The 15495-nt window shown below is 61.0% G+C and carries 7 protein-coding genes and 8 pseudogenes; 6 read left to right on the top strand and 9 right to left on the bottom strand.

The genetic code is table 11. The features are described 5' to 3' along the window. Window positions 1-127: 127 nt before the first annotated feature. The 6 genes and pseudogenes from NKI08_RS33925 to NKI08_RS33900 all read right to left on the bottom strand — a co-directional run. Window positions 128-512, bottom strand: a pseudogene (locus tag NKI08_RS33925) (M20/M25/M40 family metallo-hydrolase); the annotation flags it as partial. A 389-nt stretch (window positions 513-901) separates the two neighbouring features. Continuing rightward, window positions 902-2089: an IS701 family transposase gene (locus tag NKI08_RS33920; RefSeq protein WP_502899702.1), complete on the bottom strand. Its 1188-nt coding sequence runs from the start codon at window positions 2087-2089 to the stop codon at window positions 902-904. Window positions 2090-2233: 144 nt separating this feature from the next. Beyond that, on the bottom strand, window positions 2234-3799 hold the full coding sequence (locus NKI08_RS33915) for an amidase (RefSeq protein WP_352775741.1): 1566 nt from the start codon (window positions 3797-3799) through the stop codon (window positions 2234-2236). A gap of 502 nt (window positions 3800-4301) precedes the next feature. Next, window positions 4302-5084, bottom strand: a complete 783-nt coding sequence (locus tag NKI08_RS33910) for a prolyl oligopeptidase family serine peptidase (RefSeq protein ID WP_352775739.1) — start codon at window positions 5082-5084, stop codon at window positions 4302-4304. A gap of 3 nt (window positions 5085-5087) precedes the next feature. Further along, window positions 5088-5240: pseudogene (locus tag NKI08_RS33905) on the bottom strand (hypothetical protein); the annotation flags it as partial. A 23-nt stretch (window positions 5241-5263) separates the two neighbouring features. Further along, window positions 5264-6271, bottom strand: a complete 1008-nt coding sequence (locus NKI08_RS33900) for a beta-propeller domain-containing protein (RefSeq protein ID WP_352775736.1) — start codon at window positions 6269-6271, stop codon at window positions 5264-5266. 292 nt (window positions 6272-6563) lie between these two features. On the opposite strand from NKI08_RS33900, the gene NKI08_RS33895 reads away from it, so the two are divergent. Beyond that, window positions 6564-6740 (top strand): hypothetical protein, encoded by a 177-nt coding sequence (locus tag NKI08_RS33895; RefSeq protein ID WP_352775750.1) that lies wholly within the window; start codon window positions 6564-6566, stop codon window positions 6738-6740. Window positions 6741-7272: 532 nt separating this feature from the next. On the opposite strand, the gene ltrA is transcribed toward NKI08_RS33895, so the two are convergent. Continuing rightward, on the bottom strand, window positions 7273-8511 hold the full coding sequence (ltrA, locus tag NKI08_RS33885) for a group II intron reverse transcriptase/maturase (protein ID WP_352775746.1): 1239 nt from the start codon (window positions 8509-8511) through the stop codon (window positions 7273-7275). A gap of 724 nt (window positions 8512-9235) precedes the next feature. Here ltrA and NKI08_RS33880 point away from each other — a divergent pair. The 3 genes and pseudogenes from NKI08_RS33880 to NKI08_RS33875 form a co-directional block, all read left to right on the top strand. Further along, a pseudogene (locus tag NKI08_RS33880) lies at window positions 9236-9979 on the top strand (site-specific integrase); the annotation flags it as partial. 79 nt (window positions 9980-10058) lie between these two features. Continuing rightward, window positions 10059-10184, top strand: a pseudogene (locus NKI08_RS34840) (hypothetical protein); the annotation flags it as partial. Window positions 10185-10287: 103 nt separating this feature from the next. Next, window positions 10288-10461 carry a hypothetical protein gene (locus NKI08_RS33875; RefSeq protein ID WP_352453895.1) on the top strand — a complete coding sequence of 58 codons (174 nt, stop codon included), beginning with the start codon at window positions 10288-10290 and terminating at the stop codon, window positions 10459-10461. Window positions 10462-10543: 82 nt separating this feature from the next. On the opposite strand, the pseudogene NKI08_RS33870 reads toward NKI08_RS33875, so the two are convergent. Then, window positions 10544-10651, bottom strand: a pseudogene (locus tag NKI08_RS33870) (ATP-binding protein); the annotation flags it as partial. A gap of 674 nt (window positions 10652-11325) precedes the next feature. Between NKI08_RS33870 and NKI08_RS33860 the strand changes: the two are divergent. Continuing rightward, window positions 11326-12528 (top strand): annotated as a pseudogene (locus NKI08_RS33860) (IS91 family transposase). 769 nt (window positions 12529-13297) lie between these two features. On the opposite strand, the pseudogene NKI08_RS33855 reads toward NKI08_RS33860, so the two are convergent. Then, window positions 13298-13585: pseudogene (locus tag NKI08_RS33855) on the bottom strand (transposase); the annotation flags it as partial. A 265-nt stretch (window positions 13586-13850) separates the two neighbouring features. On the opposite strand from NKI08_RS33855, the pseudogene NKI08_RS33850 reads away from it, so the two are divergent. Further along, window positions 13851-15067 (top strand): annotated as a pseudogene (locus NKI08_RS33850) (IS110 family RNA-guided transposase). Window positions 15068-15495 lie beyond the last annotated feature (428 nt).

Raw genomic sequence — 15495 nt, 5'->3', positions numbered from 1 at the left:
GATCCGCCTTGCCATCCATCCTCCGAATCGGGATGACAACACCTGACCATCCCATTCGGAACAGCGACACTATTGGTAACATTTTGCTTGAGGCAATGCGGGGTCAGTTTCTCAATTCGGCCGACACGAGCATAACCTTGGCGCCGCCACCCCCCTCCTCCGCAGGCTGGAAGATCGCCACCACGGTGCCGGAAAAGGCGCGCTTCGAGGCAAGATGCTTCACGGCACCAAGCAGAATCATCATGTGCCCGTCATGTCCACAGGCATGCATCCGTCCTTTCGTAGCCGAAGCATAAGGCAGCTCGGTCCCCTCAAAGATGGGCAGAGCGTGCATGTCGGCACGGATGCCAATGGTGCGACTGGCCGGTGCGGTTCCGCCTCGGATCACCGCAACGATCCCGCTTCGCGACCTGGTCACATCCGAAGCTGCGGAGGAGGTCGGCGACGCATGCAGCGGTGCGATATACTTCAAACAGAAGCTCGGGATAGCGATGAAAGTCGCGGCGCCACGCGTCGCTGCCGCAATGAGGTCATTGTCCAGCGTTGTCACGACAATGCCTGTGCTGTGGGGGAAGAGGTTGCGGGTCCTGCACATCAAAATGTTCCTTCAGGATGCCAATGATCTGTTCGTCCGTGAATTTGGATCGTTTCATTGCCCGTCTCCTATTTCAGAGAACAGGCTAACCTCAAAGCGAGGACTTTGCAGCGGAGCAGGTCACGACAAACCTAGTACTACAGTTGCGGATGTCGATGCCTTTTTGTAGTGACAGATGGTAGACGCAGCTTGATGTCGTCGTCGCCATAGCGACCAGGCGATGATGAGGGGCCGGTGGGAAGATGAGGATCCGGGCGAGGAGATAGCGGATCTCGGGGACGCTCGGGACGAGCGCAGCTATCCGGATCAGGCGGCGATTGGCTCCTTTGGACTCATTTCGTTCGGTTTGCTCCATGCGCTGCGGCGAAGATCAGCCGATAGCTTCGAGAGGAATGCCAGGGCGGCCATGCACAGGCTCATATGGCGATTCCATCCGTGCCAGGACCGAGCCTCGCAATGATCAAGTCCGAGATCATCCTTGGCGCGCTCAAAACACTCCTCGATCGCCCAGCGCAGGCCGGCCACTGCCGCCAATTCGGCCAAGGAGGAACCGGGCCGGGCGAAGACCAGGTAGTAAACTTTTTCTTCGGATGTCGATCGCTTGCGGCGGACGAGAAGCCAATGCTCGAAGCCGCCTTTTGACGTCCAAGGGCGGCGGATGCGTGCCCAGTCGTAGAGCCGAGGCCCTTTGGCGCCTTCACCTGCCGCATGACAGACCCAGTCGTCGGGCTCGAACTCGCCGGCCAGTTCCTCGGGCGAGGTTTCCTCAAACAGACGATCCCCTCCACGGCGCATGAAGTGAGCGCCTCGAACCGCCAAGACATAGGGCTGCTCGCGAGCTTCCAGCATCCGGCGAAGGCTGCTGTCCGCCCCGTAGACAGCGTCGCCCAGAACGTAAGCGCACGGGACGCCGGCATCGAGCGCCGCCTCGACCATGGCGCGCGCCATCTTTGGCTTGGTCGCAAACTCGACCGTCTCCGGGATCGACGCCCTGGCACATCGCGTCCGATCCTTTGTCCAGCTCTCCGGCAGATAAAGGCGACGATCAACCAGCGCTTGGCCGTAGCGGCTCGCGTAAGCCAAGAACACGCCGATCTGGCTGTTCTCGATCCGCCCCGCCGTTCCCGAGTACTGACGCGCGACACCGGCGGAACGATCGCCCTTCTTCACAAATCCCGTCTCGTCGATGATCAGGACGCCATCCTCATCGCCCAACGCCTCCACCACATAATCGCGAACCTCGTCTCGGAGCCGATCAGCGTCCCAGCGGCTGCGCCCCAACAGCGACTGCATCCGATAGGGCCGCTCCGCTCCGGACTGCTCAGCCATCAGCCAGCCTGTCTTGCGCTCAATGCCGGAAAGAAGGCCGTCAAGGAAATCGGCGCCCGTCTCCCGCAACTCACGACGAGGAAGCACCCGCCCAACCCGCGCCTTCAGCGCAGTGAGCTCCTGCTCCCAAGCCAACAACGACCCTGACCACGAAGCGACAGACATGGTTCCCTCCATAACCTGTCGAGTGAATCAGAAAATCAAATGATCCGCAACTGTAGTACTAGTAGAGCCGCTACCGTCTGTCCGCCGTGTCTATTGGCATAGGCAAACCCGAGTACGATGCCCGTTCTCGCCTTGTTTTGCCTCCTATCTATCGAGAGTCGGTATTTTGCGGTGTCGCGTTGCGGACTCATATGCGTACGCGTACGCCAACAGTTCGGCCTCACTCCACATTCTGCCTACAAAGATTAAGCCGAAAGGTGAGCCCGACGCGTAGTAGCCTGCGGGAACGGTGACTCCCGGTAGGCCGGCAATGTTGATTTCGTTGACCGTTGTCGCACGAATGCGTTCCCCGTTCAGCAGCGGTAGCTCCTGAAGCATCTGGGGAAAGACGCAGGCGTCAAGCTGATAGCGCGCAAACACTTCATCGAATATCGTGAGATATTCCTCCTTGGCGGCAATGAACTCGCTGACGTTCGGCGGTTGCGATGGGTTTTCCAGGATCGCTGCGAATTGCGGCAGATTGGGCAGGCAGTGTAGTACGCCTGTCGGCCCGAACGGGTTCTCCTTCTCAGTCGCCTTAGCGAACTCCGCAAATGTCTTTAGCGCGGCCTTAGAGCCCAACCGCTCGAGATATTTGTGAAGGTCGTAAGGAAGGGATTCAAGGCCACGCATGTCGGAAATCGCAAGGGGAGGAGTCGGCTTGCGGAGGTCTGCAAACCTCGAGGCGGAAAAGGGATCTTCGACCAGAACTGCGCCGAGTCCTTCGAGCTCTTCTTTTGCTCTGTCGTAGAGTTGCTTCGCCTCCGTTGAAAGAGTCTGATTGCGCCATCCGCTGCCGTAGAGGGCAAGCCGTTTGCCTTCTAGCGCATCTACGCCAAGCTTAGAGGTATAACCTCCCTTGGGCTTCTTGCCGACACCTGCGAGGGTTTTGGGATCCTCTGATGTGTAGCCGGCGAGCACATCTAGGCAAATGGCCGCATCACGTACACATCGCGCAATGGGACCGACGACGTCCAGATTTCCCGATAGAGGCATAACGCCCGCATTGGGCACCAACCCGATTGTCGGTTTTATGCCGACGAGGTCCTGCGCCGAAGCAGGATTTTGAATCGAACCACCGGTTTCTTCAGCGAGGCCGAGCACAACTATAGACGAGGCAACCGCAGACGCGGTGCCCGAACTACTGCCGCCGGGCCCGCGTTCGGGCATCACGACATTTAGTGTCGGCCCTGCCCAACTGTTATTGGCATGAGAACCACTGCAGCTGAGAACGGGTACGTTTGTTTTCCCGATGATCACGGCTCCCGCTTCTCGCAAGCGGGCCACGACCGGTGCGTCGCGATCCGGCATGAGATCGACCCCGCCCTTCTTGCCGCACAGCAGCGACCATCCCCCCGTAGTGGGAAAGCCAGCCATATCAATAGTGTCCTTCACGACAACCGGAACGCCTGCCAACGGACCAAGGCACTCGCCGGCCTTACGGCGCCTATCTATTTCCTTCGCATCGTTGAGGGCCGACGGATTCAGAAAGATGATCGCGTTATATTTCGCGTTGTACCGCTCGACTCTGTCGAGGCTCGCCTCGGTCAACGATTGGGCCGTGTATGCGCCGCTTGCGAAGCCAGCTCGGATGTCTTCGACAGTGAGGCTCCTGAGATCCGGCAATTTACTGCTGGACGGTTCATTGTGGACAGTGACGGGATGGCTCATCAGTTGCTCCATTGTTGCTGTGGTCGGTGACTTCGGGGTGAGTTCGCTCTCGCGCTAGTACCGATCGCATCGCTATCGCGATCAGGACGAGATATACATTTGTTCCACCTCATTCTTCTGACCCTATGGTGGCATAGGCCCAGTGCCGATCCCGGAGAGAAGCAAGACGCGCGACAGACATCAGGGCCCCCCTGCGGAGTGGAAAGCTCGAAATCGCTTGCCTTCAAAACGCCGAATAGAGAAACGCGACAATCTGGATGAGAGGAATCTCACCTTGTTTGTCGCCGCGCAGGCACCGGGAGGCGCCGGGGGCCTGCATAATCAATAGCGACGACAGAGTCCCTTTTGCCCACAGTCGTCAGGATTTGCGACATCTTCTCCGCTCAGCCGCTTGATCGTCTAACTTGCTCGAGCACCCAGGCGATGCGAAATGCGGCTGTCTCGGCTGCGCTAGGCCCATGTGACGCGCCGCTGTGACCGCCCACCATCCGCATGCGGAAGACTAGCCCGGGGTCGCGATCGGCCGCACAACCGACGCTGCGCCACGTACCGAGCGGCTGGTAATAGAGCACCTGACCGTCATTGGGTGCGGCGTCGACGTACGTTGGCGGAAGTGGCGATTGGCGCTAAGGTTGTGGTATGGGTCGTAGCTGCGCAGGTACCGATACTCGTGAGCAATATGGCGATCTCCGTACTCCGCCGCTTCCGGTAGGGCGTACGGCATCGTGAAGTCCATCTCGGTATCTAGGGTGTTCTCGAGCGGAACCTCGGCGAGCGCGGCGCGAAACAACTCGGGCCGCAATACGGCCGCCGCGGCAAGCACGGTACCCCCGACAGCGCTCGCTCCCTCAATGACAATGCCGTCGCGGGTGGCGACTCCCTGCTCAACGAGCCCCTCGGCAGCCGCGATCAGATCTGTGTAGGTGATACGTTTTCGATCGCGGCAAGCCGCGTCGTGCCATGGACGCCCGAGCTCACCGCCCCCCCGTACGTGCACGTTGCCGAAAGCAATTCCACGATCGAGCAGGCTCAAACGCTTGGTCATGGATGGGGGCCAAGGGAAAAACGAGGGCCATCTCGATTTTCCGTAACAGCCGTACACGTTCAACAACACCGGCCCAGGGCTCTTTCGATCACGTCGCGAGACCAACGAAATCGGGACCTGCACCCCGTCTTCCGCCTCCGCCATGACGACCGTCGCCGCGTATCGAGCCGCGCCGGCCTGGTACATGACTGCCGAGCGCTTGTCAGCGGGATCATGCTCGACGAAGGTGACGGGCGTCACGAATGAGCTAACCGAGTAAACCAACTTCGAGCTTCGGAACGGGTGTCGCGCGACCGAATAGCTACCCCCTGCCGAAAGGCCGACCTTAAGGGCGCAACTCGGCTCGTCGGGAACGATCGTGGCCTCAATCTGCCCGCTGCCGCGACGCGAGACCAGGTGACGACGCAGGCCTTCTCGCTTCAGAATAACCAGGGCCTCTCTAAGACGTGAACTTCCTCGAGTGTCACGCCCGCTCGATGCGGAACGATCTCCTCCCAGGACGACGGTGAGGGGTCATCTATTGGCACACAAACGAGCCGCCAGTACGGTCCAGTGTCGTGTCCCCGAAACAGGAACCTGTCGCCCCAATGCTCGGCGTCGATCACGTGCCCGAGTTCACGCTTCACGATCCGACGCCACTGCCCCCTCGGCTCGTCGGCAGGAAGACACCACACCTCTATTGCGCCATGCTGGACGCTGAAGGAATAGGTCGTAACTACGTTGAGGAACAACCAGGCGCCGCTGTCCGAACGCCGAACCAGGACCGCCAGTCGCTCGTTGGCCTCCTCGAACACCACGTCAGAGTCGCCTGATTTCCAACTGGACAATCGGATCGTGTTGCCGCCGGTCAATCCGTTCCCGTGTGAAAAAAAGCGTTTGATTCTCCGCGGCCCAGACGACCCGCTCGACGCGATCCGAGCCGCGCCAGACGTCACGACTTCTGGCCACTTCCCGCACTCGTACTCGTAGCGTTCATCACCAATGAGATCAAAGCTGAACGCTACGTAACGTCCGTCGTCGCTCAGCTCAAACACACCAAGCTTAGAAAAGACCTCGGCTCCCGGAATTGCGTTCGGGTCGAGAACAAGCTCAGCCGAGCCTCGTGTCACCGGCCGGCGGCACCACGCTGGATGAGAGAGGCCCCGCTCGTGTGTTTGGAAGTACTCGAAAGGCCCAACTTCGAACGGTGGCGAAGTACCCTCGCAAGGCTGGCGCCATTCGATCTCGATGATGAGCTCATCTTTGAGACTTGTCAGGTGAGCTGTCGCTTGCTCCGCGTAGCTGTTCTCCGCCTCAAGGTACGCGCGGACGCCGGGATTCGCTAAGTCGCGAAACCAACCGTACCAATCCATGGTGACGTCGTCATCAAGCACCCGGATCCGTTGCTCGGCACGGGGAAGTGGGGGCTGCAGGCGCTTGTCTCCCATCACGCTGTCCTCATGTGAAAACAAGAGTAATTTGCCGCGGGATGATGTTCCTCCCAGTGCATAACGTTCAGCATAACATTCGGGCGCCGTATTTTGGCCCCCATGCCTCATCGAGGGCGCTGCAGCCCGCTCCCTTTCCGCTGGTTAGACTGGCAAAGTCGTTTCAGAGTTGAAACCCATAGAATGAAGATCCCAGCTATCAAGAATCCAGATGATTAGTGTCCGCTTTGGTAGCGGCCTCGTTGGCGTTCGCCCTGTAAGCGGTGTCGGCACGCTCCTGGAGGTGTTGGTCTTGTCGAGCAGACCCTCACGCAGCCTGGGCTACCAGAACCACATCGCGATAGACCGCGAGCATGGCCTGATCCGCAAGTGGCTGGCCACGGATGCGGCGGCTTACGAGGGAGGTCCCGTCAGCCTGCGGCTTGGTCTTGGTGAACTTGACCGTCCAGCGCGCATCGCGATGTCTTGAACGAGGACACCGGCGGGAGAGCTGTCTTCTCGTCATCGAACTTACGGCCTGGCCGTGAGCTGAGCAGGCCAGCTTATTTCGGAGTCTTCCGGTTTCCAAGCCAATCGATCATATGCTGAAACGCTGGACGGCTTCACGTCCTTCCTCGGTGACTGCCGGATTCGTCTCACCAACAACCCCGCCGAATGGGCTCTGCGTGACTTTGCTCTGGCAGGAATTATATGAATAGCAGGATTGTGCCCAGTTTTCGGCGCCAGCTCCTGAGTGTGACCAAGTCGTCGACGATATTTACATTGAGCTACCCTGTCGTCCGTGAACTATCCGCAAGCCATTGATGTAGCTTGCTGATCGGGGAGGATCGTGGGTTTGGAATTGCAGGATTTGCGGTGTTTGGTCGGTGTTTTCTTGCAATTCGGTTTTGCGATTCCCTTGTGCGCTGAGGCGTGATTGATCGGGATAGGGGGACGCCTCGCGACGCCGCCCCTCCCACACCACTGGGCATACGGGTCCGTACCACGGCGGTTCGATCGGATTAAGCTTGGGCAGAGACATGGAGTCGAGGGAGGCCGAGAGACTCGAAGTAGTGGTTGCGCAGGGCCTGTTGGACCGCCGGGTGTCCTGACATGCGCCAGAATCCCGTCGGCGAACCGGCGGCAGCCGCAGAACTGAACTTTGGGACGCCACGATGGCGCAGTTCCTTGAAGCGGTTGTGCCCGTTCCCCCATTGCCGCCAGAGATACATGCGTAGTCTTCGGCGGATCCACGCTTCCAAGTTCGTAAGCACCCGTGGGGTCTGGCAGAAGCCGAAGTAACCGCGCCATCCGATGAGGTATGGCTTCAGCTCTTTGATCAACTGCGGCAGACTGATCCCCCGTGTCCGACGTGTCATGTCCAGGATCAGCGTCTTGAATTTGTCGAGGGCCTTCGGCGCGATGCGCCGCTCGCTCCCGTCATTCGAGATGCTGAACCCCAGGAACTTCCGCTCCTCCGGTCGCGCCACCGCGCTCTTTTCCTCGTTGACCTTCAGCCGCAGCTTCTTGGTCAGGAACCGGCTGACGGAAGCCATGACCCGTTCGCCGGCGCGGCGGCTGCGAACATAGATGTTGCAGTCGTCGGCGTAGCGGCAAAAACGGTGGCCACGTCGGGTCAGTTCCTTGTCGAGATCGTCGAGCAGGAGGTTGCTTAGGAGGGGCGAGAGCGGGCCGCCTTGCGGGGTCCCCTCGTCCACCGGACGGACCAGGCCGTCCTCCATCACCCCCGCATTGAGGAATGCACGGATGAGTTTGAGCGCACGCTTATCGGACACCCTGGCGGCGACGCGCGCCATCAGGCTATCATGATTAACCCGGTCGAAAAATCTTTCGAGGTCGAGGTCAACCACGTAGCTGTAACCCTCGGCAATGTAGCATTGCGCTTGGGCTACTGCCTGATGGGCAGAGCGTCCCGGGCGGAAGCCGTAGCTGTGCTCCGAGAACGTCGGGTCCCACTGCTCTTGGAGGACCTGCAGCAGGGCTTGCTGGATCAGTCTGTCGACGACGCAAGGCACGCCGAGTTTTCTGACCCCGCCGTCCGGCTTGGGGATTTCGACCCGCTTGACCGGCTGCGGCTGATAGGTTCCCTCAAGCAATCGAGACCGGATGCTTGGCCAGTGCTCACGCAGGTAGCCCTTGGCGTCGTCGATGGTCATCCCATCCACGCCTGGGCTACCCTTGTTACTTCGAACGCGTTTCCACGCTGTTTCCAGATTCTCTCGGCTACATACCGTCTCCATTAGCTGTTCCGTCCAAGCCGGGCTTTCGGGTGCCGACTTCGCCATGAGTGGTTCGGCCCCTTGGTAACCGCTGACAGGGGCTTCACCCCGGTCCCTCGGTTCCAGGGCCAGTGAATACTGGGTCTTCTGCCGCTTTCCACTCATGAGTTGCCAGTCCTACTTGCCGCTTCCAATCGTTCGGGCCTTCGGTCATCGTTTCCGGCTCGGCCTATCCATTTGCTCCGCCTTTCGGCCTTGGAGTGCCTCACTAGCCTTGCCGACAGCATCACCTACTACGCCCTCTGCTGACTCCTGCATCACGGTCAGGTCACCTTGCGGTTCCCTCAGTTCCGAAGTCGGAACATGACGCAGGCCTCCCCAGGTAAGCTCAATCGCCTTCCCCGCGCACCTGCCGGATCTACAGCCCTGCCCTTTGATGGATATGGACTTCGCGACACGTTGCCCGCTCGTCCGGCCAGGGATGCCTCATATCCGGTTTCTGTTCGTCAGGTCGCGGTTTTGCTCCACGCTTCCTTCAGACACCACCTCGCGGTAATGCCCTTGCGCTTTGCTAAGCCTTCACCTCCATCAGGTTGGCTAGGGGACTTTCACCCCCAAGCGGTTGAACATGCTGGGCACACAACTAAACCGCTGCCGCGGTAGCTGATGCGCGGGTCTGGCCTGAGGAGGCCCCTGTCTGAGAAGATTTGGTGTCGAGCCAACCTTCCAGACAGGAGAACCCCAGATGGCCCAGATAAGCCCTCTGCGTCAGCGGACGATTGAAGATCTGACGATCGCAATTTGTCACCGGAGACCCAGCGATCCTACGTGCATCACGTGGCGAAGTTCGGTCGATTTTTTGGACGATCACCCGATCAACTGGGATACGAAGAGGTGCGCGTCTATCAGGCCCACTTGGTGGGCCGAAGAGTCTCGTGGGGCGCGTTGAACCAGACCGTTTGCGCCTTGCGTTTCTTCTACAGCGGGACGCTGGGTCGATCTGACCTGCCTGAGCGGATCGCTTACGCCCGGACGCCGCGCAAGTTGCCGGTCGTGCTGAGCGCCGATGAGGTGGTCGGTTTTCTGCAAGCCGTGAAGGGGACGAGGAACCAGGTCGCTCTGATGACCACCTATGCGGTGGGCTTACGCGCCACGGAGGCGGCGCGTCTACAGGTGACGGACTCGATAGCAGCCGGATGGTCATTCGCATCGAGCAGGCAAGGGCGGCAAGGACCGCTATGTGATGCTGTCGCCGCAGCTGCTGGAGATTTTGCGCGTCTATTGGCGGTTGACCAAGCCGGGGCGATGGCTGTTTCCCCGGCGCGATGGTCGCGGCCCGATCCACCCACAGACCTGGGGGATCGCCTGTCGAGCAGCCTGCGAGTTCCTGGGCGTTGAGAAGCAGGTGACGGTGCACACCCTTCGCCACAGCTTCGCCACCCCCCTTTTGGAAGCCGGCACGGACATAAGGATCATTCAGGTGCTGCTCAAAACAACGACATACTGCCCGCCAACATCCCGAAGAAGGGCGGATTTACTATCCATTTCATCCGCGCTGCGGTGAGACGGTGCTCATTCTGAAGCGCTATGCGTACCGTGGTACCGATTTGGTGGTCATTGCGCAGCCTGACGGCTCCTTTGCCTGCATACCGGCATGGATGACGCGCGAGACGGCGACGCACTTCAAGCTGTCGGCGGAGCAGCAGTTTTCCCTTGGGGCCTTGCAATCTCTGCGCGCTGAGATCGATGCGCTTCTAGGATTTCTCCAGTCCGACTCAAGGATGGAGAAAGATCGCAATGAAGCGCCAATTCGAAAGTCCCCAGCCAAGCCTGTTCGAAGAAGGCGAGCCAAGCGTTGTGCTGACACGGGCACAGGAGATCGAGCTGACGATGCTGGTGGAGACGCTGCTGCGCGAGATCGCGATGGCTCTGGCAAACGGGGGGATCGCAGATGACCAAGATCACAGCTGAGCGTCTTGCGCGCAGTGCCTTCGTCTATATCCGTCAGTCGACGGCCGATCAGCTTATGCACAATCAGGAGAGCCAGAGCCGGCGCCTTGTTCCAGCGGCGCTCCAGCTCGCCAGCGACCAGACGATTGCCCGGGTCGACGGCATCGTATTGCCGACGCGCATGGGTAGCCTCGTAACGCGCTTGCACGAGATCGTCGTCCGTATCGAAGGTGGCGTCATCGAGATGGTCCTGCATTGGCAGGGAGGCGACCACACCGCATTGAAGTTGAAGATGAACACCGTCGGCAAGCATCGCTGGACAGTCCCCGAGGATACTTTGACGCTGGTTCGCGAGCTGGCGCGTCTGATGCCCGACCGCCAGATTGCGCGGCTCCTCAATCGAGCCGGCAAGCCGACAGGGCGAGGCAACGGCTGGACCCAGGCGCGGATCTGTTCGTTCCGCAGCCATCACGGCATTGCCGTCCACCGCGCCAGCGAATGGGCTGAACGAGGCGAGATTACGCTTGAAGCTGCCGCGCAAATCATGGATGTGAGCGTGATGAGGGCGCTGCGCATGGCCCGGCTCGGCATCATCAAAGGGCGGCAAGTGTGTTATGGTGCGCCCTGGGCGTTCAAGACGGCGGATATCGCCGCCTATCGCACGCGGAATGCGCCGCAGCGTCCGCTAACAGCCGGTCCCGCTCAACAGCGCTTTGATTTTCAATGACATAGAAAGTGAGCATTATGACGCGTGGCTGCTGGGCCATCGCAGCCTGGCGACGACGACACTTTACGCCCAGGTCTCAACGGCTGTGATCGGCCGGATCGCCAGTCCTTTTGACCAACTCCACATGGAGATCACGCCGTCCGGCTGAGCCGCGCGCCATGCGCCCGGATCTGAAAGTGGCGGATGTATTCCACCGTCACGGGGTTGATTATCGCCGCGACCATGCCGGCCATCTCGGGCGTGTCGAGCGCCGGGTCATGGCCGCGGTGGAGGCGTGCCGGACCGCGGCCCTGGGCGGTCACGCCGAACACTGCACCGACTGCGGTCTCGTACGGCAAGCCTATAATTCCTGCCGCAACCGCCACTGCCTTAAGTGCCAGGGCCTAGCCCGCGCCGGGTGGCTGGCTGAGCGGCAGGCTGAGCTGCTGCCGGTCCCATACTCCACGTGGTCTTCAACCGTCCCGGCCCAGATCGCTGAGATCGCCTTCCAGAACAAGGCGGTGGTCTATGCGATCCTGTTCAAGGCCGCATCTGAAGCCTTGAGGGTGGCGGCAGCCATCCCAGGCATCTGGGCGCCGAGATCGGCATGGTCGCCGTGCTTCATACTTGGGGTCAAAATCTCCACATCATCCGCATGTCCACTGCGTCGTGCCGGGCGGCGCCCTGTCGCTCGAGCCTGCCACGGCGAAGGCCGGGGACCAGCGATGGATCGCCTGCCGGCCGGGATTTTTCCTGCCCGTACGGGTTCTGTCGCGCCTGTTCAGGCGGCTATTCCTAGAGCGCCTGCAGGACGCCTTCGACGCCGGCCAGCTCCGCTTCTTCAGCGATCTCGCCAGCCTGGCCGACCCTGCCACTTTCTGCGCCGAACTGGCTGGACTGAAGCGGATCGAATGGGTCGTCTACGCCAAGCCTCGTTCGGCGGTCCCGAACAGGTCCTCGCCTATCTGGGACGCTACACCCATCGCGTCGCCATCGCCAACAGCCGCCTCGTGAGCCTGGACCAGGGCAAGGTCAGCTTCCGCTGGAAGGACGATCGCCATCACGACAAGTCCAAGCACAAGCTCATGACCTTAAGCGCCGATGAGTTCATCCGGCGCTTCCTGCTGCACGCTCTTCCAGACGGATTCCATCACATCCGCCATTACGGCCTCTTCGCCAACGGCCACCGCGTCGCCAAACTCGCCCAGTGCCGTCCTCTTCTGGCGGCGCCCACGCCGCCGCCGAACCCGACCGCCGACTATCGCCAGCGTTACCGCTGTCTCACAGGACGCTCCCTGGACATCTGTCCGGGCTGCGGCGGCGCCATGGCCACGCTCGGCCCGATCCCGCGCAGGGCCCCGACCTGGCCAGACACTTCATGACACGCTGCGCACCGACACGCTCGCACCGTCCATCCCGGCGCCGGAGCGGGCTCGCCGATCGCTCTTGGGCGGTCGCCCGTCGTCGCGATGCAGGACCATCTGCGACGCGGGAGGCGGTGCCATTGGGTCGTTGACGCTGAGGTGCAGTGTTGCTGGCGACAGCCGGGCTGCGACTTTGACTAGCGGCGCGCAAAGGCCACTGCCATCGTATCCGCTAAGATTACCGGAGATGGCCATGGGCAGTCACTACGAGAGCGTCTAACCCGCGCTCGCCACTGCCGCCAGCACGTTATGCTGCCGGCGTTCGTACTCGGATCTCGGGAACGGGACACCCGTCAGAGGAATAGCTGAGGATATCGTCGCCATATCTCACCTCAATGATTTGCAATTTAGTGGTTTGGTTACGCGACAGCACGCATCGGACCGATGATAGAAGCTGTCGCTTAACGTTCAGGGCTTTGGTTCAGGCAGACATTCAACCGTTCTAGCGGCTTGCGTCAAATGCAGTTTTTATATCATCGTCATCTGGCGGCGAGATGCAGCAAAAGCAATAGCGATCGATGAGGATATTCCTGCTCCGCCACGTGTTCGGTCCGCGGTGAAGTGCTTGCCAACTCTGATCCAAGAACGTCAGAGATTGTAGGTCAGGTACAGCGCACGCAAAGCAGGATCACGGACTGGTCGATCTGACGGCCTTGAAAATTGCAGCCCTCCGAAAATGATGGAAGGCTCCATGCCACTGCGCTGCTAATCAAAAGGTGGTGACAGATCAGATCGTGTCCCAGGGAGTGGTGTAGCTGACGGCCTGGTCGCCGCGCTCTCCGGCAAGGGGCCGGGCTGATCGGCGTGCCACGGCTGGCAGGCTGATGAGCGGATCATCGCTCATTTGGCTGATGGTTTCCAGCGTCATGTATCTGGCGCGCTGCACGGCCCATTCGTCGTTCTGTTCGAGCAAGATCGCGCCAACCAGGCGGACGATGGCGTCATCATTTGGGAAGATGCCGATGACCTCGGTGCGCCGCTTGATCTCGCCGTTGAGGCGCTCGATCGGGTTGGTAACCGGTATGATCATGACGGTGCCATCCGATCCCCGCTGGAGATGAGCGATTTTCGGCGTATGGTGCGACCATCCGGGACAGGGGCACCGGGAGCACGCCAAGTGCGGGCAGGCCGATGTATTCGATGAGCTGCGAGCTCGCGTTAGTAGCTGGCCGCCCCTGCGACCTGCCCGGTTGCGCCGAGAGCGCGGATCCGTAGGTGTCGCGTCGCCCCCCGGCTCCCGACTGTTTGAGGAGAGGGAGCCGATGAGACGTGTGATTGGAATGGACATCCACCGCACCTTTGCGGAGGTGGTGGTTTGGGAAGACGGCCGGCTGCGCCATCACGGACGGGTCGACATGACCCGCTCGGGACTGGAAGGGTTCGGCCGCAGTTTGCGACGGACGGATGAGGTTGTCGTCGAGGCCACGGGCAATGCCATGGCGGTGGTGCGGTTCTGTCGCCCTATGTCGGCCGGGTGATTGTCGCCAACCCGATGCAGGTGAAGGCGATCGCCCATGCCAGGATTAAGACCGACAAGATCGATGCGGCGTTCTGGCGCAGCTCCATGCCAGCGGCTTTCTGCCGGAGGTCTGGGTACCTGACGAGCGGACCGAGCGGCTTCGCCGCCTCGTCGCGCGGCGCAACCAGGTAGTTCGGCATCGCACGCGCGTGAAGAACGAGGTGCATGGCATCCTGCAGGCGCACCTAGTGCCGAAGTGCCCGCATGCCGATCTGTTCAACAATCGCGGTCGCGCCTGGCTCGAGCGGCAGGTGCTTCCCGACGACGAGCGGGCCGCTATCGCCCGCCACATCCGCGAGATCGATCGCCTGGCCGAGGATCTGGCTGACCTCGATCGCGACATCGCCCGGGAAGCGGTTGATGATGCGCAAGTCCGGCGGCTTCAGACGATCACCGGCGTCAATGTCATCGTCGCGAGCGGTATCATCGCCGCGGTCGGCGAGATCCGGCGGTTGCGCGAGCCGCAGAAGCTGGTGAGCTACTTCGGCCTCAATCCGCGTGTGCGCCAATCCGGTCTTGGCTTGGCGCAATATGGCCGGATCAGCAAACATGGGCGTTCCCATGCCCGCGCCATGCTGGTCGAGGCCGCCTGGGCGGCGGCGAATGCGCCCGGACCGCTCAGGGCCTTCTTCCTACGCATCCGTAACAAGCGTGGTCATCAGGTCGCAGCTGTGGCGGTCGCCCGCAAGCTCGCCGTGCTGATCTGGCATCTGCTGACAAAGGAGCAGGACTACTTCTGGGCTCGCCCGGCGCTGGTGGCGGCAAAGCAGAGGCAGCTCGCTCTCAAGGCCGGCGCGCCGGGCGAGCGCGGTGTCGGTCGCCGCGGTTCGGCTTACGACCTACAACGTGAAGGAGTTGCGAAACAGCGAGAAAGCCGCGGCCGAGAATGCCGAACGTGCCTACGAGCTAATGGTTCGGCATTGGCGGTCACGAGGGCCGAAGCGGCGCACGGACGCCACAAACGAGGAACGACTATAACGGCTGCGTGGCGGCACTCTCATCCTCTCGCACCACTCTTTGCCACGTGGTCGTCCGTGCCGGACAAATATAGCACAAGGAAATCTGGCGGCACGACCTACGCCCTCGGTCCGCTCCAGAATGGCGCCGTGCTCGACGCCGTCAAGGCGTGGCCTGGAAACCTCGCAGCCGGCCGCGGCGCCATCGCACCGGCCAGCCTTGACTGCGTCTCGACACGCTCGCATGGGAAATCCTGTGGGCCGGGACGAAGAAACAGGCTCACCTGAGCCGAACAAAGAAACGCAACAGGAATCGAAAAAGTCGAAATCAGGCTTGTCGATGTCATCCGTCAAGGCGTGGCCTGGAAACCTCGCAGCCGGCCGCGGCGCCATCGCACCGGCCAGCCTTGACTGCGTCTCGACACGCTCGCATGGGAAATCCTGTGGGCC

This window comes from Mesorhizobium sp. M0768 (assembly GCF_040320195.1).
Taxonomy (GTDB): Bacteria; Pseudomonadota; Alphaproteobacteria; order Rhizobiales; family Rhizobiaceae; genus Mesorhizobium.
This window is presented reverse-complemented; position numbering and strand designations above follow the sequence as displayed.